Source organism: Streptomyces sp. NPDC047706, from assembly GCF_043204795.1.
In the GTDB taxonomy this organism is placed as follows: domain Bacteria; phylum Actinomycetota; class Actinomycetes; order Streptomycetales; family Streptomycetaceae; genus Streptomyces.
On sequence record NZ_JBIDCW010000039.1, the window covers coordinates 32979 to 55954 of the forward strand.

The 22976-nt window shown below is 70.3% G+C and carries 15 protein-coding genes, 1 pseudogene and 1 riboswitch; of the genes and pseudogenes, 7 read left to right on the forward strand and 9 right to left on the reverse strand.

What is annotated here, in order from left to right:
- Positions 1-304: 304 nt before the first annotated feature.
- A complete protein-coding gene (locus tag ACGF8A_RS32625; RefSeq protein ID WP_393114049.1) occupies positions 305-1576 on the reverse strand; it encodes a YibE/F family protein in 1272 nt (423 codons plus the stop codon).
- A gap of 1244 nt (positions 1577-2820) precedes the next feature.
- Positions 2821-3010, forward strand: a riboswitch (TPP riboswitch).
- Between ACGF8A_RS32625 and thiC the strand changes: the two genes are divergently transcribed.
- Entirely contained in the window at positions 3004-4800 is a 1797-nt protein-coding gene (thiC, locus tag ACGF8A_RS32630) for a phosphomethylpyrimidine synthase ThiC (protein WP_393114051.1), read from the forward strand. (Overlaps the previous riboswitch by 7 nt.)
- Before the next feature lie 121 nt (positions 4801-4921).
- On the opposite strand, the gene ACGF8A_RS32635 is transcribed toward thiC, so the two are convergent.
- The 3 genes from ACGF8A_RS32635 to ACGF8A_RS32645 all read right to left on the reverse strand — a co-directional run bounded on the left by ACGF8A_RS32635 (position 4922) and on the right by ACGF8A_RS32645 (position 8401).
- Positions 4922-5788 carry a hypothetical protein gene (locus ACGF8A_RS32635; protein ID WP_393114053.1) on the reverse strand — a complete coding sequence of 289 codons (867 nt, stop codon included), beginning with the start codon at positions 5786-5788 and terminating at the stop codon, positions 4922-4924.
- Between the two features lie 193 nt (positions 5789-5981).
- Complete coding sequence (locus ACGF8A_RS32640) at positions 5982-7085, reverse strand: metallophosphoesterase (protein WP_393114055.1); 1104 nt, start codon at positions 7083-7085, stop codon at positions 5982-5984.
- 203 nt (positions 7086-7288) lie between these two features.
- Positions 7289-8401 (reverse strand): LacI family DNA-binding transcriptional regulator, encoded by a 1113-nt coding sequence (locus tag ACGF8A_RS32645; protein ID WP_393114057.1) that lies wholly within the window; start codon positions 8399-8401, stop codon positions 7289-7291.
- 440 nt (positions 8402-8841) lie between these two features.
- Here ACGF8A_RS32645 and hisC point away from each other — a divergent pair, with 440 nt between their 5' ends.
- A complete protein-coding gene (hisC, locus tag ACGF8A_RS32650; protein WP_393114059.1) occupies positions 8842-9921 on the forward strand; it encodes a histidinol-phosphate transaminase in 1080 nt (359 codons plus the stop codon).
- Between the two features lie 180 nt (positions 9922-10101).
- On the opposite strand, the gene ACGF8A_RS32655 is transcribed toward hisC, so the two are convergent.
- Complete coding sequence (locus tag ACGF8A_RS32655) at positions 10102-10491, reverse strand: cyclophilin-like fold protein (protein WP_393114061.1); 390 nt, start codon at positions 10489-10491, stop codon at positions 10102-10104.
- Positions 10492-10693: 202 nt separating this feature from the next.
- On the opposite strand from ACGF8A_RS32655, the gene ACGF8A_RS32660 reads away from it, so the two are divergent.
- From ACGF8A_RS32660 to ACGF8A_RS32680, 5 genes are all read left to right on the forward strand, one after another.
- Positions 10694-12199 carry a cytochrome ubiquinol oxidase subunit I gene (locus ACGF8A_RS32660; protein ID WP_393114063.1) on the forward strand — a complete coding sequence of 502 codons (1506 nt, stop codon included), beginning with the start codon at positions 10694-10696 and terminating at the stop codon, positions 12197-12199.
- A gap of 20 nt (positions 12200-12219) precedes the next feature.
- Positions 12220-13224 carry a cytochrome d ubiquinol oxidase subunit II gene (gene cydB / locus ACGF8A_RS32665; RefSeq protein WP_393114065.1) on the forward strand — a complete coding sequence of 335 codons (1005 nt, stop codon included), beginning with the start codon at positions 12220-12222 and terminating at the stop codon, positions 13222-13224.
- Between the two features lie 51 nt (positions 13225-13275).
- The gene (cydD, locus tag ACGF8A_RS32670; protein ID WP_393114067.1) at positions 13276-16809 is read left to right on the forward strand and encodes a thiol reductant ABC exporter subunit CydD; all 3534 of its coding nucleotides are present in this window, start codon (positions 13276-13278) and stop codon (positions 16807-16809) included.
- Positions 16810-16842: 33 nt separating this feature from the next.
- Complete coding sequence (locus tag ACGF8A_RS32675; RefSeq protein WP_393114069.1) at positions 16843-18528, forward strand: GAF domain-containing sensor histidine kinase; 1686 nt, start codon at positions 16843-16845, stop codon at positions 18526-18528.
- A gap of 172 nt (positions 18529-18700) precedes the next feature.
- Positions 18701-19759 carry a peptidoglycan DD-metalloendopeptidase family protein gene (locus ACGF8A_RS32680; RefSeq protein WP_393114071.1) on the forward strand — a complete coding sequence of 353 codons (1059 nt, stop codon included), beginning with the start codon at positions 18701-18703 and terminating at the stop codon, positions 19757-19759.
- A 13-nt stretch (positions 19760-19772) separates the two neighbouring features.
- Here ACGF8A_RS32680 and ACGF8A_RS32685 read toward each other — a convergent pair whose 3' ends face one another.
- From ACGF8A_RS32685 to ACGF8A_RS32700, 4 genes and pseudogenes are all read right to left on the reverse strand, one after another.
- Positions 19773-20642, reverse strand: coding sequence for an HAD-IIB family hydrolase (locus ACGF8A_RS32685; RefSeq protein WP_393114073.1), 870 nt, complete (start codon positions 20640-20642; stop codon positions 19773-19775).
- A 124-nt stretch (positions 20643-20766) separates the two neighbouring features.
- Positions 20767-21669: an LLM class flavin-dependent oxidoreductase gene (locus ACGF8A_RS32690; protein WP_393114075.1), complete on the reverse strand. Its 903-nt coding sequence runs from the start codon at positions 21667-21669 to the stop codon at positions 20767-20769.
- A gap of 87 nt (positions 21670-21756) precedes the next feature.
- Entirely contained in the window at positions 21757-22305 is a 549-nt protein-coding gene (locus tag ACGF8A_RS32695; RefSeq protein WP_393114078.1) for an RNA 2'-phosphotransferase, read from the reverse strand.
- Between the two features lie 123 nt (positions 22306-22428).
- A pseudogene (locus tag ACGF8A_RS32700) lies at positions 22429-22884 on the reverse strand (MerR family transcriptional regulator); the annotation flags it as partial.
- Between the last annotated feature and the right edge of the window lie 92 nt (positions 22885-22976).

The window sequence follows — 22976 nt, forward strand, 5'->3', positions numbered from 1 at the left end:
GGGCTGTGGCTTGCGGCGGCCGGGATGGTCGGCCGGCTTGCAGGCGGCTGGGGGACACGCGGTAGTTGCGGCTACGGCTGTGGACCCGCCGGGCAGGGACGCTTATGCCGGGTGTCCGGAGGGCGATGGGCCGGAGGGACTCCCGGGTACGGGTCGTGAAGCCGGGGTCGTGAGGCGGGGATACGGGGCGTGAAGCGCGGACACCGTCGTGAAGCCGGGACACTGGGCGTGAAGCGCGGATACCGGTCGTGAAGGCGGGGTTCGGGGCGTGAAGCGGTGCCGTGGATGGCTGCACCGAAGGCGCTCAACGCTTGCGCCGCCGCCCCCTTCCTGTGCGGGCCGGAACCAGAGCCTCGCCGCCACCGGCGGCGGCCGACGCTGCGCCCGGCGCCTGGCCGGGCCGGTCTGCCGACACCACCAGGGCCGCGAGCGCCGTGGTGACCGGCACCGAGGCCACCAGGCCGATCGAGCCGACCAGGGTGCGCACGATCTCCTCGGCGACCAGTTCGCTGTTGGCAACCGTGCCTACGCTGCTCTGAGCGATGGAGAAGAGCAGGAGCAGCGGCAGTGCGGCGCCCGCGTAGGCGAGGACCAGGGTGTTGACGACGGACGCGATGTGGTCGCGGCCGATGCGGATGCCCGCCCGGTACAGCCCGCGCCAGCCCATCGTCGGGTTGGCCTCGTGCAGCTCCCAGACCGCCGAGGTCTGGGTCACCGTCACGTCGTCCAGGACGCCGAGCGAACCGATGATGACGCCGGCCAGCAGCAGGCCGCTCATGTCGATCGACGGGTACAGGCCGTGGATGAGCCCGGTGTTGTCGTCCGTGTTGCCCGTGAGCGCCGCCCAGTCGATGAACACCAGACCGAGGATGCCGATCAGCACGAGCGAGATCAGTGTGCCGAGCACGGCCACGGATGTTCGGGCCGAGAGGCCGTGGCACAGATACAGCGCGATCAGCATGATGGCGCTCGCCCCTACCACCGCCACGACGAGGGGGTTCGAGCCCTGGAGAATCGCGGGCAGGATGAAGAAGTTGAGCACCAGGAAGCTGATGGCCAGCGCGATCAGCGCCATGACACCGCGCAACCGTCCGACGGCCACGACCGCCAGGGCGAAGATGCCGGCGAGGACTGTCATCGGGAGGCGGCGGTTCACGTCCGTGACCGAGTACTGCAGGTCCTCGGGCGCGGAGGGCTCGTAGGCGACCACGACCTTCTCGTCCTCGTGCAACTGCCGTGACTGGTCGGGCTGCACGATCTCGGTGAAGGTGCGGCCCTTGTCCTCGCCGGTGTCGATCCGGATCGTCGCGCGTTTGCAGGTGCCGACCGCTTGCTGCTGGGCCGAGGAGCCCTCGGCGGTGGACGTGTCACCGTTCGGTGTGTTCGCCGAGCCGTTGACGCGGTCGCAGGGCAGCTCCTCGATCTTGGTGACCGTGGCTTGCTGGGTCTGCCGGTCGAAGCCGACGCCCGTGCGCTCGTGCGGCGGAGCACCGCCGGGCCACAGAACGGCGAGGCCGACCACGACAGCGGCGGCGAAAGGAATGAGTACCGCCGCGATGACCTTGCGCAGGTGCATGGATACGGGGGCCGCGGGGCCGTGGGCGTGGCTGTGCGAGTGGCCGTGACCCTGTCCACCGCCGGAGCCGTGTCCCGGGCCGTCGTCGTGCCCGTGGCCGCGTCCTTGGCCACTGCCGGGCCCCTGTCCGCTGCCCGAACCTTGTTGGCCGCCGCCGGGCCCAAGGCCGTGTGATCGGTCTCCACCCGGCCCGGAGTGGCCGCGACCCTCACCGTGGCCGTGCCCACCGCCCCAGCCCTGTCCATTGCCCTGGCTCTGATCACTGCCCCAGCCCTGTCCATTGCCCTGGCTCTGATCACTGCCCCAGCCCTGTCCATTGCCCTGGCTCTGATCACTGCCCCAGTCCTGTCCACTGCCCTGGCCCTGATCACTGCCCCAGTCCTGTCCACTGCCCTGGCCCTGATCACTGCCCCAGTCCTGTCCACTGCCCTGGTCAGAACCACCGCCGTGGCCGTAGCCACCGGCCTCTCCAAACCCGTGGCCCCGGCCACCATCCGCGGCAGCAGCACGCTCCAGTCCGTCCCCGGTACCGGGGCCCTGCCCGGGCACGCCCCCGGCACCGGCCCCGTGCTCGCGCCGGCCACCCGAGCCCACTCCGGAGGCGGATCCATCCTGCCCGAAGCCCGACCCGCCATCCGAACCCGAGCCGGGAGCCCCTCCTGAGCCGAAGCGGGGTTCGCCACCCGACGCCAGGCCCGACCCACCAGGCGAGTCGAAGCCGGGTCCGCCACCCGAGCCGAACCGTGACCCCTCTCCCGCACCGTAGCCCGACGGGTCGCCAGGCCCGCCCCCCGGCCCGTAGCCCGACCGGTCGCCAGGCCCGCCCCCCGGCCCGAAGCCCGGTCCGAAGTCAGCCCGCTCACGCGGACCCGAGCCGGATCCGCCACCCACGCCCATGTCACTCACGCCGATGCCACCTACACCCATGCCGAAAGGACCACCCCGGCCACGACCCGGAGTATTCCCTTGCCCCATGCCAGGGGCGGCACCGCCCCGGCCACCGCCAGAAGCGTCCCCCCGCCCCGCCCCAGGCGCACCTCGGCCCATATCGGGCCCCCTGCCCGGAGCGGTGCCACCCCCGACCACATCTGAGCCGCGTTCCGACCCCGTGCCGGAGCCGGTTCCGCGCGGCGGTTCCTGCGGCGGGAACGGGGGCTGCTGATTCGAGGTCACCGACCGATCATCGCAAGAACGGCTGGGGCCCTCTGTTCACCGCGCCCGAATTGACGCTAGCGTGGGGGCACCTTTGTAAACGCGGGAGCTCGGAGCACCGGGCTGAGAGGGCGCTGACCTCCGTCTTCGCGATGTTTCACGTGGAACGTGACTCGGCACGAGTGATGTTTCCCATGAAACGCCGACAGACGGAAACCGCTGCGTCGACCGCCGAACCTGTTACCGGGTAATGCCGGCGTAGGGAGATCGGTCTCATGGCCAACAAGGACGCACGCACGCCTGCCTCCACCCAGAACGCGACCGAGGACGCGATCAACGGGGAGGCCGGGAAGTCCATCGGCTGGCACAAGGCGTACGTCGAGGGCTCCCGCCCCGACCTGCATGTGCCGGTCCGTCAGGTGCACCTCACCAACGGGCAGTCGGTCACGCTGTACGACACATCAGGCCCGTACACCGATCCACTCGTCGAAACCGACGTCCGCCGCGGTCTGTCACCGCTGCGGGAGAACTGGATCATCTCCCGCGGCGACACCGAGGAGTACGCGGGCCGTCCCGTCCGTCCCGAGGACGACGGGATCAAGCACACGTCGCCGCGTGGCGGGCTGCGCAACCTCGACGCTGTTTTCCCGGGCCGCCCGCGCCTGCCGCGTCGCAGCCGGGACGGTCAGGCGGTCACGCAGCTCGCGTATGCACGACGGGGGGAGATCACGCCCGAGATGGAGTACGTGGCCATCCGGGAGAACGTCTCGCCCGAGGTCGTGCGTGAGGAGATCGCTGAGGGGCGGGCCGTTCTGCCCGCGAACGTGAACCACCCGGAGATCGAGCCGATGATCATCGGCAAGCGGTTCCTGGTGAAGGTCAACGCCAACATCGGCAACTCGGCGGTCACGTCCTCCATCGAGGAGGAGGTCGAGAAGATGACCTGGGCGACCCGTTGGGGCGCCGACACGGTCATGGACCTGTCCACGGGCCGCAACATCCACACCACGCGCGAGTGGGTGCTGCGCAACTCCCCCGTCCCCATCGGCACGGTGCCGCTCTACCAGGCTCTGGAGAAGGTCGACGGCCGGGCCGAGGCGCTGACCTGGGAGATCTACAAGGACACGGTCATCGAGCAGGCCGAGCAGGGCGTGGACTACATGACGGTCCACGCGGGCGTGCGTCTGGCGTATGTGCCGCTGACGGCGAACCGCAAGACCGGGATCGTCTCGCGCGGCGGCTCGATCATGGCGGCGTGGTGCCTGGCCCACCACAAGGAATCGTTCCTGTACGAGAACTTCCAGGAACTGTGCGAGATCCTCGCCGCCTACGACGTCACGTACTCGCTCGGCGACGGCCTGAGGCCCGGCTCGATCGCGGACGCCAACGACGCGGCGCAGTTCGCGGAACTGCGCACTCTCGGGGAACTCAACCGGATCGCGAAGCGTTTCCACGTACAGACCATGATCGAAGGCCCGGGACATGTCCCGATGCACAAGATCAAGGAGAACATCGACCTTCAGCAGGAGATCTGCGATGAAGCTCCGTTCTATACCCTCGGCCCGCTGACGACGGACATCGCGCCGGCGTACGACCACATCACTTCGGGTATCGGCGCCGCGATGATCGCCTGGTGGGGCACGGCCATGCTCTGCTACGTCACGCCCAAGGAACACCTGGGCCTGCCCAACCGTGACGACGTCAAGACCGGCGTCATCACCTACAAGATCGCGGCCCACGCGGCCGATCTCGCCAAGGGGCACCCGGGTGCGCAGGAATGGGACGACGCGCTGTCCGACGCCCGCTTCGAGTTCCGCTGGGAGGACCAGTTCAACCTCGCCCTCGACCCGGACACAGCCCGTGAGTTCCATGACGAGACCCTCCCGGCCGAGCCCGCCAAGACGGCACACTTCTGCTCGATGTGCGGACCGAAGTTCTGCTCGATGAAGATCTCCCAGGACATCCGCCGTGAACACGGCGGCACGCAGGCGGAGATCGAGCAGGGCATGGCCGAGAAGTCGAAGGAGTTCGCGGCGGCAGGCAACCGGGTGTATCTGCCGATCGCGGACTGACCCGGCCGATGGGACGGGGGCGCTGGCCTGCGGCCCCGTCATCGTCTCGGTCCAGCCCGCACCCGACAGCACGCCGGCGCCGGACCTCCGGCTTGCGCACCACGGGGGCGCAAGCCGGAGGTCATTCCGGCTTGTGGTCCGGGCCTCCGAAGTCCGGGCTGGAGTAGTCCGGGCTCGTGAAGCTCGGGCGTGAGCCCGACGGGCCGTCACCGGGACTGGTGAAGCCCGGACGGTCGTAGCCCAGGTGCGGCATCCGACTGGTCGGGATCGTCGGGGCCGCACGCCGCAGCGCGGCCGGATCAGGGGTGGTGAGGGCCTCCCGGAGGAACGGCAGGATGCCGTTCTCCAGCAAAGCCCGGCGCCAGGCCTCCCTGGCGCCTGCCACCTCTTGGCTGAGTTCGTCGTACGGTCCGGAATTCAGCGTCGGCCTGTTGCTCAGAGCGGTGATCAACAGGCCGACGGCGGCGAGCAGGATGGCGACCGCGGTCACGGCGCCGAACACCCACCCGGTGGTGACCATTGTTTGAGCGATGCCCGGCTCGGGGTCGAGCATCTTCAGGGTGTAGCCGACGAGCAGGAAGATCGCCGCGGCCGTTCCGGCCAGGACGGGTGCCAGGACCGCGATGACGGCCACGGCGCCCGCGCCGACGGTCTCGGCGGCGGCCTCTCCCATGGTGGTGGCGAGCCCCACGCCACCCGTGCCCGGCTCGCTGGAGCCGGATTCGCGGGTGGCCGCCGGGGTGGACGGCGCCGGGCGGCGCAGTTCCTCGCGGACCTTCACGTAATGCTGGTACTCGGTCGCCGCGGCCGCCGTGATGAGTGCGGTGGCGTTGAGCGCCATGGTGCGCAGCTGTTCCGGGTTGAGCCGCTGTCCCACTGCAGCCAGTTCGGGCCGGTGGTGTGCGGAGCGCAGCGCCTCGTCGAGGAGCCGCTCGTAATCCTGGCGGTCCTCGCTCAACAGGTGCTGCGGAACGCTGTTCATGTGCATCCCCCGATGCTCCGTAGGGCTTGGGGCTCGCACGCTGACGAGCCGTCGGGCAGAAACGGAGGGGAGCCTGCTACGGATAAGGCGATGGTAGAGCGGTGACGGTGCGCCGTGACAGGGGGTTTCCAGAAATTGGCACCTGGCCCGCGCGGTGGTGCGCCGGCCCGCCGTCCGGGTACGCCTGCCCAGGGAAAGCTCAGTTATCCAGCGGCAGTTGCTGGACCAGCAGCTTTCCGGCCATGGTCACGCCGCCGTCCATCGCGATGGCGAGGCCGTCGGCATACACGTGCGGCCCGTCGACCACCGGACCGGTGCTGTCCTCGCCGTCTTCGGAGCCGACCTCGCCGAGCAGATAGGGAATGGGGCTGTGGCCGTGAACGATGCGGGTACCGCCGTACGTATCGAGCAGTGAGCGAACGGCGTCGGCGCCGCCCTCGTCGCGGAAGGAGAAGCGTTTGGTGAACTTGCGGAACAGGTCCCAGACCTCGTCCGCGTCGTTACGGGTGAGGGCCTCGCGGACGTTGTCGTTGACGGCCTCGATGGAGTCGCCGTAGTCGAGGTACGCGGTGGTGTCCGAGTGGACGAGCAGGTGACCGTCGGTTTCGGTGAGCGCGTCCAGGCGGGCCATCCACTGCAGATGGTGGTCCTGGAGGCGGTCCATGTCGGTCTTCTGGCCGCCGTTGAGCAGCCAGGCCGCCTGGAAGGTGGCAGTGCCCGCGCCGGAGTTGACAGGCGTGTCGCCGAACCGCTTGGCGCCGAGCAGCAGCAGCTCGTGGTTTCCCATCAAGGCCTTGCAGTAGCCTCCGGCCGCGGCGGCCTCGGCGGACAGCCGCATCACGAGGTCGATCACGCCGATGCCGTCGGGGCCGCGGTCGGTGAAGTCGCCCAGGAACCACAGTCGCGCGGTGCCCGCGCACCACTGGCCGGCGTCGTCGATGAGGCCCTTGGCCCGGAGGGCGGCCAGCAACTCGTCGAAATAGCCGTGTACGTCGCCGACGACGTACAGAGGTCCGGGACCGTTGGTGGACTGCGGCTGCTGCTCCGGCAGGGCTGACGGATCGACCGTCACCTGCACCGTGTCACCTCGGTTGATGACGGGCAGGTCGCGCTCCGTGGGCGTGTACGCCTCCGGATGGTCCACCGGATCGGCGACGGGGCTCGTGACCTCACCGGGGTGCGTGCCGTGGACGTACGGGCCGGTCTCGTGGACGTAAGCGGGCACCCGGAAGTCACGCAGCGTTGCCGTCCGCTCCACCTCGGGTCCCTGACCGGCCCCCTGAGTCATCGACCCCTCCACCATCGCGCCGCATCTGCACCCCATCGGACTGCCTGGTCGCAGCGGCCCGCGGTGTCGTGGGCCCATCATAGGAATGCGGATCGCGCCGTGTGATGACCCAGGGGTGGTGAATCGGAACAGGACGCAGGATCATCGCGGCTTTCGCCCCGTTTGGGCCGGGCTTTACCTTGCCCGGTGACCGTTCGCCGTCACCCCGGCGTGGTGCGCTAGCCCCCCTCGGGCGTACGCGGCGGGCTGACGGTGGTGCGCGGGGAACGCCGCTGCGACGAGGTGCGCACGATCAGCTCTGTCGGTATGACCTGCTCGACCGGCTGGTCCGAATCGGCACCTTCGATGGCGTCGATGAGCAGCTGGACCACGGCCGTGCCGATCCGGCGCGGCTTCAGGGAGAGCGTGGTGATGGGCGGCTCGGTGTTGGCGTACACGGTGGACTCGCTGCAGCACACGAGCAGCAGATCGTCGGGTACGCGCAAACCGTAGCGGCGGGCGGCGGCGAGCAGGTCGGTGCCGTTCGGGTCGAACAGGCCGTAGACGGCGTCCGGCCGGTCGGGCCGGGCGAGCAGGCGATCGGCGGCGACGGCGCCCGCGCAGGGGTCGTGCGCGGGGTACGCCTCGTACACGGGGTCCTGCCCGACACGCTCGCACCAGCGCAGGTACGCCGTGGTGGACAGGTGGGTGTACGTGTCCGTGGTGGTACCGGTCAGCAGGCCGATCCGGCGGGCGCCGGCCTCGGCGAGGTGGTCGAGGATGCCGAGCACCGCGGCCTCGTGGTCGTTGTCGACCCAGGCCGTGACCGGGAGCGAGCCGGCCGGGCGGCCGTCGGAGACGACAGGTAAACCCTGCCTGACCAGTTCGCTGACGACCGGGTCCTGGTCGGAGGGGTCGATGACAACGGTGCCATCGAGGGCGACGTTGGACCAGACGTCGTGACGGGAGGTCGCGGGCAGGATGACCAGAGCGTAGCCGCGGGCGAGCGCGGCCGAGGTGGCGGCGCGTGCCATCTCGGCGAAGTACGCGAACTCCGTGAAGGTGAAAGGTTCATCCCCGTACGTCGTCACCGTCAGACCGATCAGTCCGGATTTGCCGGTACGGAGGGTTCGGGCCGCGGCCGAGGGGCGGTACCCCAGCCGGTCGGCGACCTCGCGGACATGGCGCCGGGTGGCGTCCGGGAGCCGCCCCTTGCCGTTGAGGGCGTCGGAGACGGTCGTGATGGAGACTCCGGCGGCGGCGGCCACGTCTCTGATGCCCGCCCGGCCCGGCCGACTGCCTCGACGAGAGGTTTCCGCGCGGCTCACCTGGTGCTTCCCTGCTGCTGTCATGGCGAGCCGATAGTAGGGCTCATGCGGTGGGGTAGGGCGGACGCATATGCACCCGTTGACAGGCACGTTTCTGCAAGGCCAGAGGGCATTAAATGCCTTTAAATGTAAGGGAGTTGGCCTCACTCATTGAGGTACGTGACTTGTCGGCGCGCACCGGCCTGCCAAGACCTCGATGTTTCGAAGAGGTCTCAACTCACCTGACCGGGCGATGCGCGCCAGGGCGTGAGCCACCGGCGCGTAGATATATGTGCGGCGCGCCCCCTGATTCGTACGCCTTCATGCGGCGATGCCCCTGATGCCGGTGGGACATGTGTGGTGCGTATGTGGTGCGGATGTGGTGCGGACTCACCCATTCGCAGCCGCGCCGAATCCTCATAAGGTGAGAAGCATTGGAAGCCGGCGGCAGTCAGGGGCCGCCGGTGGTCGCGAGGAGGACTGCGGTGAGCGAGACGAGCCCCAAGCTGCGCGCCGAGCTGGAGGGGATTCCCACCTACAAGCCGGGGCGGCCGGCCGCGGCCGACGGCCCGGTGGCATACAAGCTGTCCTCCAACGAGAACCCCTATCCGCCGCTGCCCGGCGTGATGGAGCGTGTGACGGCCGCCGCCTCGTCCTTCAACCGCTACCCGGACATGTTCTGCACGGACCTGGTCAACGAACTGTCCGACCGTTTCGGGGTCCCCGCCTCCCACCTGGCCACCGGTACCGGCTCCGTCGGTGTCGCCCAGCAGCTCGTGCAGGCCACCAGCGGGCCCGGCGACGAGGTGATCTACGCCTGGCGCTCCTTCGAGGCATACCCGATCATCACGCAGATCAGCGGTGCGGCGTCCGTTCAGGTGCCGCTGACCCCGGGGGCCGTGCACGACCTGGACGCGATGGCGGACGCCATCACGGACCGGACCCGGCTGATCTTCGTCTGCAACCCCAACAACCCCACCGGCACGGTCGTACGGCGGGCCGAGCTGGAGCGCTTCCTGGACCGGGTGCCGGGTGACGTGCTGGTCGTGCTGGACGAGGCGTACCGCGAGTTCATCCGCGACCCAGAGGTGCCGGACGGTTGTGAGCTGTACCGGGAGCGGCCCAACGTCTGTGTCCTGCGGACGTTTTCCAAGGCGTACGGCCTGGCCGGACTGCGCGTCGGGTTCGCCATCGCGCATGAACCGGTGGCCGCCGCGCTGCGCAAGACGGCGGTCCCGTTCGGGGTGAGCCGGCTCGCGCAGGAGGCGGCGATCGCTTCTCTGCGTGCCGAGGACGAACTGCTCGGCCGGGTCGGGTCGCTGGTGTGTGAGCGCAACCGCGTGGTCGAGGGGTTGCGCGACCAGGGCTGGGCGGCACCCGAGACCCAGGCCAACTTCGTGTGGCTGCCGCTGGGTGAGCACACGGTCGCCTTCGCGGCGGCGTGCGAGCAGGCGGGCGTGATCGTGCGGCCGTTCCCCGGTGAGGGCGTGCGCGTGACGATCGGGGAACCCGAGGGCAACGACATCTTCCTGAAGGTGACGGAAGGCTTCCTCAAGAACCTCTGACGCAAGGGGGCGATCGCGACGGCACGGCCAGGGGCGGTCGCCCCTACCTTGGCTGAATCCCGCCCCGCCGGCGTTGCATGGCGGTGCGCGCATGCCGGCTTTCGCCGAGTACCCGGCCGCCGGCGATCAGCCGAACCATGGGCAGCACCACCCACCTCAGAAACCACACACCCTGAGTAATCAGACGTCCACGAGCTCCACCCGGATCGGATCGCCGGCGTGGACCGTCGCCAGGATGCGCGGATCGCCGTCGATCCGGCCAAGGACATTGCACGGGTCGGCGAGGCGGCACTCTTCGCCGTGGGAGATGGGCGTGGGCCCGTAGGGGAGTGCCAGCGCGTCGCCGTCGGTCCAGAACGCCACCGTGCCGGGCTCGACCACCTGCCGGGCGTCCGTTTCACGTGAAACCGCGACGCCCGTGTCGAAGTAGACCTCCTCGCCCCAGGTGCGTGCGGTGGAGGCGAGCGGCAGTGCCTTGGTGAGGGCCTGGGTGGTCAGGGTGTCGTCGAGCGTCGCGGTCAGGTGCCCAGAGGGCCAGGAGATGCGGATCTGCGTCCGCTGTGTCTTCATGCCGCCAATTCAACAATATGTTGAAGTTGCCGCCAAGAGGTTGACGTGGGGTAGGGGGACCCCCCTTCGGATGTCGGACATCTGTGCGTCATAATGGCTTGTGAATGTGAACGCGTTCACAAGCTCGCCTCGGTTGCCTTGGTTGCGTAGGGCAAAAGGGGCAAACTGCCGCAGTGTCCACGGCGATGTAAGGAGAAACGACGTGGAATTGGCTTTGGCGCCGGAGACCTTGGCGCGATGGCAGTTCGGCATCACCACCGTCTACCACTTCCTGTTCGTTCCCCTGACGATCTCGCTCGCCGCCCTCACGGCCGGCCTGCAGACCGCCTGGGTGCGCACCGAGAAGGAGAAGTACCTCAGGGCGACCAAGTTCTGGGGCAAGCTCTTCCTGATCAACATCGCCATGGGTGTCGTCACCGGCATCGTGCAGGAGTTCCAGTTCGGCATGAACTGGTCCGACTACTCACGCTTCGTCGGAGATGTCTTCGGCGCGCCCCTCGCCTTCGAGGCCCTCATCGCCTTCTTCTTCGAGTCCACCTTCATCGGCCTGTGGATCTTCGGCTGGGACAAGCTGCCGAAGAAGATCCACCTGGCCTGCATATGGATGGTCTCGATCGGCACGCTGCTCTCGGCGTACTTCATCCTCGCCGCGAACTCGTGGATGCAGCATCCGGTCGGCTACCGGATCAACGAGGAGAAGGGCAGGGCGGAGCTCACCGACATCTGGGTCGTGCTGACCCAGAACACCACCCTCAACCAGGTCTTCCACAGTTTCTCGGCGGCCTTCCTGACGGGCGGCGCCTTCATGGTGGGCATCGCCGCCTTCCATCTGCTGCGCAAGAAGCACATCCCGGTGATGCGGACCTCCCTCCGGCTCGGCCTGGTCACCGTGGCGGTCGGTGGCCTGCTCACCGCGGTCAGCGGAGACACTCTGGGCAAGGTCATGTACGAGCAGCAGCCGATGAAGATGGCCGCTGCCGAGGCGCTGTGGGACGGCGAGGAGCCGGCGCCCTTCTCCGTGTTCGCCTACGGGGACGTCGACAAGGGCCACAACAAGGTCGCCCTGGAGATACCCGGGCTGCTCTCCTTCCTGGCCCACAGCGACTTCGAGTCGTACGTGCCGGGCATCAACGACACCAACAAGGCACTTCAGGAGAAGTACGGCCCCGGGGACTACAGGCCCATCGTCCCTGTCGCCTACTGGGGCTTCCGCTGGATGATCGGCTTCGGTATGGCGTCGTTCTCCATCGGGCTGCTGGGGCTGTGGCTCACGCGGAAGAAGTTCCTGCTGCCGGCCGCGTCGCGGACCGGGGAGGACGAAGTGCCGCATCTGGTGCTGCTGAGGAAGCCTCTGCGGCCGCGGCTCACCCGCCTGTACTGGCTGGTGGCGGTCTGGACGATGGCCTTCCCGCTGATCGCCAACTCCTGGGGCTGGATCTTCACCGAGATGGGCCGCCAGCCGTGGGTCGTCTACGGCCTGTTCCAGACCCGCGACGCCGTCTCCCCCGGCGTCTCCCAAGGAGAGATCATCACCTCGATGATCGTCTTGACGACGGTCTACGCCGTCCTCGCCGTGATCGAGGTCAAGCTGCTCGTGAAGTACGTCAAGGCCGGCCCGCCCGAACTCACCGAGGCCGACCTGAACCCGCCCACGAAGATCGGCGGCGACGCCCGTGACGCCGACAAGCCGATGGCCTTCTCGTACTAGGCCGAGGGAGCTGCACAGTCATGGAACTGCACGACATCTGGTTCGTCCTGATCGCCGTCCTGTGGACGGGCTACTTCTTCCTGGAGGGCTTCGACTTCGGGGTGGGTGTCCTGACGAAGCTGCTGGCCCGCAACCGGCCCGAGAAGCGGGTGCTGATCAATACGATCGGCCCGGTGTGGGACGGCAACGAGGTGTGGCTGCTGTCGGCCGGAGGCGCCACGTTCGCCGCCTTCCCCGAGTGGTACGCGACGCTCTTCTCGGGCTTCTACCTGCCGCTGCTGCTCATCCTGGTCTGCCTGATCATCCGGGGCGTCGCCTTCGAGTACCGGGCCAAGCGCCCGGAGGAGAATTGGCAGCGCAACTGGGAGCACGCGATCTTCTGGTGCTCGTTGATTCCCGCGTTCCTGTGGGGCGTGGCCTTCGGCAACATCGTCGGGGGCGTGAAGATCGACCAGGACTTCGAGTACGTCGGCAGCTTCGGGGATCTGCTCAATCCCCACGCCCTGCTCGGCGGCCTGGTGACGCTGACGCTGTTCACCTTCCACGGCGCGGTGTTCACGGCGCTCAAGACGGTCGGGGAGATCCGGGAACGAGCCCGCAAGCTGGCCTCGGGGGTCGGCATGGTAGCGGCTGCGCTGGCGCTGCTCTTCCTGCTCTGGACGCAGGCCGAGAGCGGCAACGGCAAGAGCCTGGTCGCCCTCGTGGTGGCGGTGGGCGCGGTGGTCGCCGCCCTGGTGGCGAACCAGGCCGGGCGTGAGGGCTGGTCGTTCGCGCTCTCCGGCCTCACCATCGTCGCCGCCGTCGCGATGCTCTTCCTCTCGCTGTTCCCGAACGTCATGCCGTCCTCGCTCAATGCGGACTGGAGCCTCACGGTCACCAACGCCTCGTCGAGCCCGTACACCCTGAAGATCATGACCTGGTGCGCAGGGATCGCCACGCCGATCGTCCTGCTGTACCAGTCGTGGACGTACTGGGTGTTCCGCAAGCGGATCGGCACGCAGCACATCGCCGAACCCGCACACTGAGTCCGGCCGGGGTGTGTTTCACGTGAAACACACCCCATGGGCCTGAAGGGCATGTTTCACGTGAAACCCATCGATCCGCGTCTCCTGCGCTACGCCCGCGTCACCCGGCTCTTCCTTGTGGCGGTCGTCGGCCTGGGTGCTGTCGGCGCCGGGCTTGTCATCGCTCAGGCCATGCTCATCGCCGAGTCGGTCGTCGGCGCGTTCCAGCATGGGATGTCCGTCGCCGAACTGCGCACTCCCTTGCTTCTGCTGGTGGCCGTTGCCTTCGGCCGTGCACTGGTCTCCTGGCTCACCGAACTCGCCGCGCACCGCGCCGGCGCGGCGGTGAAGTCGGAGCTCCGGGGACAGCTGCTGGAGCGCTCCGCGCAGCTGGGCCCCGGCTGGCTGAGCGGGCAACGCACGGGATCGCTGGTGGCTCTCGCCACGCGCGGGATCGATGCCCTCGACGACTACTTCTCCCGCTATCTGCCGCAGCTGGGACTCGCGGTGGTCGTGCCGGTGGCCGTGCTGGCGAGGATCGTCACCGAGGACTGGGTCTCCGCCGCCATCATCGTCGGCACCCTGCCGCTGATCCCGGTCTTCATGGTGCTGATCGGCTGGGCCACGCAGTCCCGGATGGACCGTCAGTGGCGGCTGCTCTCCCGGCTGTCCGGGCACTTCCTGGACGTCGTCGCGGGACTGCCGACCCTCAAGGTGTTCGGCCGGGCCAAGGTCCAGGCCGAGTCGATCAAGCGGATCACGGGCGAGTACCGGCAGGCCACGATGCGAACGTTGCGCATCGCGTTCCTGTCGTCGTTCGCGCTGGAACTGCTCGCCACGATCTCGGTCGCGCTGGTCGCCGTGACGATCGGCATGCGGCTCGTGCACGGTGAGATGGACCTCTACATCGGCCTGGTCATCCTGATCCTCGCGCCGGAGGCGTATCTGCCGCTGCGGCAGGTGGGCGCGCAGTACCACGCCGCGGCCGAGGGGCTCGCCGCCGCAGAGGAGATCTTCGCCGTCCTGGAGACTCCCGTGCCGGCATCGGGGTCCCGGACCCCGCCGGCGGGGTCGCTGTCCTTCGAGGGCGTGACGGTCCGGTATCCGGGGCGGGGCACGGACGCCGTGTCCGACGTGACTTTCGACGTCGCGCCCGGGGAGACGGTCGCGCTCGTCGGTCCGAGCGGTGCGGGCAAGTCGACGCTGCTGAACGCGTTGCTGGGGTTCGTGCGTCCGGCCGGGGGACGGGTGCGAATCGGGGGAGTGGATCTCGCGGAGGTCGACCTGGAGCAGTGGCGGTCGCGGATCGCCTGGGTGCCGCAGCGTCCGCACCTGTTCGCCGGGACGATCGCCGAGAACGTACGGCTGGCCCGCCCCGACGCGGACGACGCGGCCGTACGCCAGGCGCTGGGGGACGCGGGAGCGCTCGCGTTCGTGGAGGCCCTTCCGCAGGGCGCCGAGACCCTGCTCGGCGAGAGCGGGGCCGGGCTGTCCGCCGGGCAGCGGCAGCGGCTCGCGCTCGCCCGGGCCTTCCTCGCGGACCGGCCTGTGCTGCTGCTCGACGAACCGACGGCCGCCCTGGACGGAGAGACCGAGGCCGCAGTCGTGGAGGCGGTCGGGCGCTTGGCGGCCGGGCGGACCGTGCTACTGGTCGTGCACAGGCCGGCGCTGCTGCGCGTGGCGGACCGGGTGGTCCGGCTGGACGAGGCGGAACGGGCGGCGCGGCTCGATCAGGCCCTCTCCCCCGACGACCCGGCCACCGGCCGGACGTCGGAGCCCACGGACCCGGCCGCGACAGACCTGGCCCCCGATACCCCGCGGGAGGCGGACGGGACCGATCCCGCGGCGGGCAGCGGCGGTGGCGTCCTCGCCCGTGTCCGTGCCCTGTCCGGTGCCCGGCGCGGACACCTTGGCCTTGCCCTGTTGCTGGGAAGCCTTGCCCTCGGCAGTGCCGTCGGGCTCATGGCCACCTCCGGGTGGCTGATCTCGCGGGCGTCGCAGCAGCCGCCCGTGCTGTATCTGATGGTGGCGGTGACCGCCACACGTGCCTTCGGGATCGGACGGGCCGTGTTCCGGTACGCCGAGCGGCTCGTGTCGCACGACGCGGTACTGCGGATGCTGGCCGACACCCGGGTGGCCGTCTACCGCCGGCTCGAGCGCCTGGCACCTGCCGGGCTGCGCCAGGCCCGCCGGGGTGACCTGCTGTCGCGGCTCGTCGCCGATGTGGACGCCCTGCAGGACTACTGGCTCAGGTGGCTGCTGCCCGCGGCCGCCGCGGCCGCCGTCTCCGCGGCCGCCGCCGGGTTCACCGGCTGGCTGCTGCCCGAGGCCGGGGCGGTGCTCGCCGTCGGCCTGCTCGCGGCCGGCGCGGGCGTTCCGATGGTCACCGCCGCCGTGGCGCGGCGCGCGGAACGCCGGCTGGCCCCCGCCCGCGGGGTGCTCGCGACCCGCGTGGCCGACCTGCTCACCGGCACCGCGGAACTGACCGTCGCCGGCGCCCTGCCCGCTCGTACCGCCGAGACCCGGCAGGCCGACACCGCGCTCACCCGGATCACCTCGCGGGCTGCCACCGCGACGGCGATCGGCGACGGGCTCACCGCGCTGATCTGCGGCCTGACCGTGACGGCGGCCGCCCTGGTGGGCGCCCAGGCGGTCGCCGACGGCCGGCTCAGCGGCGTAGCCCTGGCAGCGGTCGTGCTCACCCCGCTGGCCGCCTTCGAGGCCGTGCTGGCGATGCCGCTCGCCGCGCAGTTCCGGCAGCGGGTGCGCAGGAGCGCCGAGCGGGTCTACGAGGTGCTGGACGCGCCCGAGCCCGTGCGCGAACCGGAGCGGCCGCGGCAGGCGCCCGCGTCGCCGTTCCCGGTCGCCGTCAAGGGCCTGACCGCCCGGCACGCCGGGCAGGATCGGGACGCGCTGGCCGGGCTCGACCTGACGCTGGACAAGGGACGCCGGATCGCCGTGGTCGGCGCATCCGGGTCCGGTAAGACGACGCTCACCCAGGTGCTGCTGCGCTTCCTGGACGCGGAGGCCGGTGCGTACACGCTGGGCGGCGTGGACGCCTACGCCCTGACCGGTGACGACGTACGGCGGCTGGTCGGGCTGTGCGCGCAGGACGCGCATCTCTTCGACAGCACCGTGCGCGAGAACCTTCTGCTCGCCCGGCGGGACGCGACCGAGGACGAGTTGCGGGACGCGCTCGGGCGGGCGCGGCTGCTGGAGTGGGCCGAGGGCCTGCCCGGCGGTCTCGACACGCTCGTCGGGGAGCACGGGGCACAGCTGTCGGGCGGGCAGCGGCAGCGGCTGGGGCTGGCCCGCGCGTTGCTCGCCGACTTCCCCGTCCTTGTGCTCGACGAGCCCGCCGAGCATCTCGACCTGCCGACGGCCGACGCGCTCACCGCCGATCTGCTGGCCGCGACCGAGGGCCGTACCACCCTGCTCATCACCCACCGGCTGGCCGGGCTGGAGGCCGTGGACGAGGTGATCGTGCTCGACGAGGGGCGCGTGGTGCAGCGCGGGCCGTACGCGGAGCTGGCCGGTGTGGAAGGTCCGTTGCGGGCCATGGCGGTGCGGGAGGCGGAGGCCGACCTGCTGGTGGGCGCGGGGTAGCGGGTGCCAAATCTGGATCAATAGGATCGAAACATGCCGCCTGTGTCCTCTACCTCTCCCGAGCCGCCCTCCCCGGGGCTGCCGGTCGACCTGGCGGAGCGGGTTCAGCAGTTGCTGGAGGCGATGCGGTCCGTCGGCAGCGGGCTGGAGCTGCACGCCACGCTGAACCGGATCTGTGAGACGGCGGCGTCGCTCGCGGACGCGCGGTACGCGGCGATCGGTGTGATCGCCGAGGACGGCCGAGGTCTCGCCGACTTCGTGTTCCACGGCGTGGCCGAGGCGACCGCCCGGCGTATCGGGCGGCTGCCCGACGGGCACCGGGGTCTGCTCGGGGCGCTCATCCGGGACCCGGAGCCGGTGCGGCTGGCGAACCTCACGGAGGACCCGCGTTCCTGCGGCTTCCCGGCCCACCATCCGCCGATGCGGGGCTTCCTCGGTGTCCCCGTCCGCGTCCGGGGCGAGAGCTTCGGCAACCTGTACCTCGCCGAGAAGCGCGGCGGCGAGCAGTTCAGCGACTACGACCTCGGCATTCTGCAGGTGCTGGCCACCGAGGCGGGCATCGCCATCGGCAACGCCCGTCTGTACGAGGCTGCCCAGCAGCGTGAGCGCTGGATCGACGGGTCGGTCGCCGTCACCACCGCCCTGCTCTCCGGCGGCGACACGGACGACGCGCTCCAGTCCGTGGCAGAGCAGGCTCGCCGGCTGTCCGGTTCGGCGGCGGGGCTGGTACTGCTGCCCACCGGCGAGGGGGGCCTGGAGATCGCCGCGGTCGCCTCGGAGCAGCCGTCGAGCGTCCTGGGCGCCGTGCTCCCGGCACACAGCCCGATCGTCTCCGAACTCCTCGGCGGTCGGGCCGTCTTCCTGGCGGACGCCGCCACCGAGATCGGCGAGGTCACGGGGCTCGCAGATGACTTCGGGCCGACGATGCTGTTGCCCCTGCGGAGCGAAGGCCGGGTTCTCGGTGTCCTCGTCACCCCGCGCGCTCGCGGGGAACGGGCCTTCAGCGAGACCGAGCGCACACTCGCCGTGCAGTTCGCATCCCAGGCCGCACTCGCCCTGATGATGGCCGAGGCGCAGCGTGACCGGGAGCGGCTCGCGGTGTACGAGGAACGCGACCGTATCGCCCGCGACCTGCACGACCTGGTCGCCCGGCGGCTGTCCGCGACCGCGAGGCTGCTGGAGAGCGCGCCGGACGCGTCCGCCGTGCCCGAGGTGTGCGAGGGCGTCGGCAATGCCGTCGGCGAACTGGACGTCACCATCCAGGAGATCCGCAGCAGCGTCTTCGCTCTTCGGCAGGACGCCGCGCAGCCGCCGTCAGGACTGCGCACGCGGGTGCTGCGCGAGGTGGACGCGGCAGCGGTACCGCTCGGCTTCTGCCCCTCGCACCGCTTCGTCGGCCCGGTCGACACCGCCGTCGACGAGACAACCGGCGGGAACCTCGTCGCGGCCCTGCGCGAGGCACTCTCCAACGCTCTGCGGCATGCCGGTGCCTCCCGGATCGAAGTCGTCGTCGACGCGGCGGCCAGCCTCCCGGACGGCCGGCGTGGCGTACGCCTGACCGTCGCGGACGACGGCGTCGGCATTGCCGGGGGCGGGCGGCGCAGCGGCCTGAGCAACCTCGCGCGTCGCGCGCAGTCCCTGGGCGGCGGCAGCTGGTACGGGCCCGGCATCGGCGACGACGGAGGCGGTACGACGGTGGTGTGGCAGGCGCCGCTGTGAACGCCGGGCTGGGCGGTGCTGCGGTGCGCGTGTGTTGCGGCCGATGAGGCGTCAGACCTCCCTCGCCCGCCCCCTGTTCGGTCGTACCGCTGCTCCATCCGGGCCGCGTCGGTCCCCCATGCGTACGACTCCGACAGGGCTTCCGGCGCCCGCGCGGGCCAGGATCGCTGGCATGCGCTCATCCCGCCGTCCCCGCTGGCTCGTTCCGGCGCTGCTGTGCGCGCTTGCCGTGCTCGCCGCCCGGCCCACCGAGACGCCAGGGAGAAGTCCCGCACGGGGCGGCGCCGATCCCGGCGTCAGTGCCGAGGTGGCGCGGCTGTACGAGGACGCGGCAACGGCGACGCGCCAGTACGAGGAGGGGCGTCGCGTGGCCAAGGCCCAGCGGAAGCGCGCCGATCAGCTGGAGAGACAACTCGACCGCGAACGCCGGCAGCTCGCCGTCCTGCACGAGGACCTGGGCCGGCTCGCGCGCGCCCAGTACCGCAGTGGCGGGGACGTGCCGCTCAGTGCGCGCGCGCTGCTAGGGGACGACCCCGAGGCGCTGATGCGTGGCCAGCGCGCGCGAAAGCAGGCGCACACCGCGCTCGACAAGGCGATCAGCAGGAGCCGTGGCGCGCAGGCCCGGCTGGCGGCGGACGAGGCCAGAGCCGCGGCGGAGTGGAAGGCGCTGGAGCAGCGGAACGCCGAGCTCGTGGTGGTGAAGAAGGGCATCGAGCGCAAACTCGACGATGCCCGCCGGAGGTTGCAGGCTCAGGCCGACTCATCGGCTGCCACGGGTGCCTGCCGGGGTACGGTCCGGCTCGACCAGCCGGACCGGTCCTCCACCCGCGCGTGGGTGGCGCCGGTGGAGCGGTACCAGTTGTCCGCGCGGTTCGGCAGCGGCGGGGCGCGGTGGGCGAACAGGCATACCGGGCAGGACTTCGCGGTCCCGATCGGCACGCCCGTGCGCTCGGTGGGCGGAGGCCGGGTGGTGAGGGTGTCCTGCGGCGGCGCCTTCGGCATCCAGATCGTCGTCGCGCACCCGGGCGGCTACTACACGCAGTACGCGCACCTCGCCTCGGTCGCCGTCGGCAAGGGGGCCGCTGTGGAGCCGGGGCAGTGGATCGGCCAGGCCGGCACGACGGGCAACTCGACCGGCCCTCATCTCCACTTCGAGGTACGGGTCACCCCGGAGCTGGGGTCGGGGGTGGACCCGGTGCCGTGGCTGGCGTCACGCGGGGTCCACCTCTGACGCACGGGGAGGCTCAGCCCCGCTCCGCCAGCAGCCGCTCGATCACGACCGCCACCCCGTCGTCGTTGTTGGCGACCGTCCGGCCCGAAGCGGCGGCGATCACGTCCGGGTGGGCGTTGCCCATGGCGTACGACTGACCCGCCCAGGTCAGCATCTCGACGTCGTTGGGCATGTCACCGAAGGCGACGACCTCCTCATGGGAGATGCCGCGCTCGGCGCAGCACAGGGCGAGTGTGCTGGCCTTCGACACGCCGGGCCCGCTGATCTCCAGCAGGGCGCTGGGACTGGACCGGGTGACGTCGGCGCGCTCCCCGATGGCGAGGCGGGCCAGGGTGAGGAAGCCGTCCGGGTCGATCTTGGGGTGGTAGGCGAGGATCTTGAGCACCGGCTCGCCCGCCCCGGGCGCGTCCGGCGCCAGCAGTTGCTCGGCCGGCGCGAGGCTGTCCGGGATCTCCATGTGCAGCTTCGGATAGTCCGGCTCCTGGTAGAAGCCGTAGGTCTGCTCGACCGCGTACACCGTGCCGGGCGCCGCGTCCCGCAGCAGCCGTACGGCGTCCAGCGCGTTCTCCCGGGCCAGCTCCCGTACCTTGACGAATCGGTGGGTGCCGGGGCCGCCGTGCAGGTCGACCACGGCGGCGCCGTTGCCGCAGATCGCGAGACCGTGGCCGTGGACATGGTCGCTGACGACGTCCATCCAGCGGGCCGGTCGGCCGGTGACGAAGAAGACCTCGATTCCCGCCTCCTCGGCGGCCGCGAGGGCGGCGATCGTGCGCGGGGACACCGACTTGTCGTCGCGGAGCAGCGTGCCGTCGAGGTCGGTGGCGATCAGCCGGGGCGGAACCGCGGCTGCCGGGGTCTCGGGCTGTCGAGTCGCTGAGGTCACCCGGCCATTCTCGCGTACCTTCCTGCACGGCCGTGCAGTAGCCCGCACATGTGAGTGGCTACTGCCCTCACCAGCACCGTTGCCCGCAATCGGCATGGTTTTGGACCGGTCCCGCCGGGCCGCCTCAGCCCAGCTGCGCCGGCGTCTCCATCGCGATCCGTTCGAAGATCTTCTCCTCCGCGGCGAAGTCCGAGTCCGGGATGGGCCAGTGGATCACAAGCTCCGTGAAGCCCAGTTCCTGGTGGCGTCCTGCGAAGTCGACGAACGCGTCGAGCGACTCCAGCGGCCGCCCGCGGTCCGGGGTGAAGCCGGTGAGCAGGACCTTGTCCATGCCGGAGACGTCGCGGCCGATCGTGGCGCAGGCGTCGGCGAGCCTCTCGGTCTGCCGGCGAATGGCCTGGACCGACTGCGCGGGAGTGCCGTCCTCGTAGAGCTTGGGATCACCGGTGGTCACCCAGGCCTGCCCATGGCGCGCGGCCAGCCGCAGCCCCCGCGGGCCGGTCGCGGCAATCGCGAACGGCAGCCGGGGGCGCTGTACACAGCCGGGGATGTTGCGTGCCTCATGAGCGGCGTAGTGGTCCCCCGAGTAGGACACCGCGTCCTCGGTGAGCAGCCGGTCAAGCAGCGGCACGAACTCGCCGAACCGGTCGGCGCGCTCCTTGGGCGTCCAGGCTTCCTGACCCAGCGCGGTGGCGTCGAAGCCGGTGCCGCCCGCCCCTATGCCGAGCGTGATGCGGCCTCCGGAGATGTCGTCGAGGGAGATCAGTTCCTTGGCGAGGGTCACCGGGTGCCGGAAGTTCGGTGAGGTGACCAGGGTGCCCAGTCGCAGGCGGTCGGTGACGGCCGCGGCCGCGGTCAACGTCGGCACGGCGCCGAACCACGGGCCGTCCCGGAAGCTGCGCCAGGACAGATGGTCGTAGGTGTAGGCGGTGTGGAAGCCGAGCTGCTCCGCGCGCTGCCAGGCCGAACGGCCGCCCTCGTGCCAGCGGCGGTAGGGGAGGATCACAGTGCTCAGACGCAGACTCATGGCCCCGAGCCTAAGTCGCCTTCGCCGTTCCACGTGAAACAGTCACCGTCCGTGGCGGCAGTGCCACCGTGTCGATACGGCCCGGTGTCAGTGCTGCTCGCGAAAGCGCAGGTACCGCGGGGGTACGGCCTTGGTCAGCCACACCCCGTTCGCGCTGACCTGGAACACATGGCCGGCGCGATGCATCGCACCGGCGTCCACGGTCAGCACGACGGGCCGGCCACGGCGGGCGCCGACGCGGGTCGCGGTCTCGCGGTCGGCCGACAGGTGCACGTGGTGACGGTTCATGGGCCTGAGCCCTTCGGCGCGGATCGCGTCCAGGTTGCTCGCCACGGTGCCGTGGTAGAGGTACGGCGGCGGGGTCGCCTGGGGTAGTGCGAGGTCGACCTCGACGCTGTGGCCCTGGCTGGCCCGGATCCGGGTGCCCTCGACGGCGAAGCGCCTCTTGTCGTTCGCAGCCACCACATGGTCCAGCTCGTCGCGGGTGAACCGGAACCCGTGCGCGGACGCCGCCGCGATCAGCGTCTCGATCTCGACCCAGCCACCCTTGTCCAGGGTGAGCCCGATGCTCTCGGGTTGATGGCGCAGGTGCTTCGAGAGGTACTTCGACACCTTCACGGTGCGTCTTTCGTCCATGCCTCCAGCGTGCCGGGCGAGACGTGGATCACGCACTTGATTTTGCCCAGGAGGTTTGATCCACAACTAACTCTAGTTATCCACAAGGCAATTGGCGAAGCTGTGGACAAGCATGCGGCCGATTCAGCATTCTTGTCCAATATTCGGGTTTATTGGTCGATTTGATGTCATCTGGTCCAAGGTGCGGGAGCGCACCTCACGTTCGGTGGCGAGCGTGACGAACGTACCGGCCTGCTCCGCGCCAACCAGCCGTTCGACGGCCCGCATTGTCTCCGCCGCTATCCGCACCATACGGGTCTCGTCCGCCGTCTCCTCGCTCGTGCTGCCACCGAGATGACGGCGGAGGTGCCGGGACGACAACACGCGCATCGCGCGTGCGAGTTCCGCGTCCACCGTCTGACGGGCCAGCGGCCGCAGGCGCCGTACGAGCGACGCCGCCTCGGCCGCGTCCGCCTCCGTCGCACGGTGCGGTCCGCCGAGATAGCGGGCGAAGACGTGCTCGGTGGTGAACTCCAGGAAGCGGGCGGCGATGTACTCGACCTGTGCCCTCAACTCCCGCAGATGGCCGGAGATCGCGGACCGCGTGTATGCCTACTTTCGCAGGTGGCGGAAGGCGGGCCTGGCCCGGGAGTTCCACGGCCGGCTGCGCTGCAGGGTCCGCGAGGCCGAGG